The 600-nt window shown below is 41.8% G+C and carries 1 protein-coding gene; it reads left to right on the top strand.

The genetic code is table 11. From position 1 onward, the window contains the following. Positions 1-467: RNA-guided endonuclease TnpB family protein (locus HMPREF0518_RS09365; RefSeq protein WP_003627994.1), on the top strand; the 467-nt coding region annotated here is incomplete at its 5' end. Between the last annotated feature and the right edge of the window lie 133 nt (positions 468-600).

Below are 600 nucleotides of genomic sequence, written 5' to 3'. Positions count from 1 at the left end.
CTAAGCGTAGATTAAAGAAGATTGGTCAACGAGAGAACCGTTGGATGAGCGATGTCAATCATCGTTTAACTAAGACACTCATTGACCATTATGGCTCTAACACGATCTATGCCTTGGAAGATTTAACTGACGTGCGTTTTGCCACGGAAAAGTCGCCAAAGGATCAGCGCTATGAAATAGTGTCATGGGCTTTTTACCAATTTGAGCAATTCTTGACTTATAAAGCTAATTTGAACTCTTCTGCAGTAGTAAAAGTGCCAGCTAAGTATACCAGTCAGCGCTGTCCTAAATGTGGACGTATCCACAAAGATAACCGAGATCATGAACTGCATCTCTATACTTGCGATAAATGTGGCTACAAGTCTAATGATGATCGTTTAGCAGCCATGAATATCCAATTTTTAGGCACGCTTTACCGCAGTGGTGAAGAAGCACCTCAATTTAACAAACAAGCATCTGTCGAGTAGTACTTGATGGATAAACGGGCATCGTCAACTGCCCGATGATGTAGTCTCTTTAGGTGGGAGTCGCAAGACGCTATTACCACTATTCTGAAAAGAATGAGAACTACAAACCTCGGAATTTATTCCGGGGTAGTTG

Origin of the sequence: Lactobacillus helveticus DSM 20075 = CGMCC 1.1877, assembly GCF_000160855.1 — a bacterium.
GTDB lineage: Bacteria > Bacillota > Bacilli > Lactobacillales > Lactobacillaceae > Lactobacillus > Lactobacillus helveticus.
The sequence above is the reverse complement of the archived record's forward strand: the minus strand, read 5'-3'. Positions and strand labels throughout refer to the sequence as shown.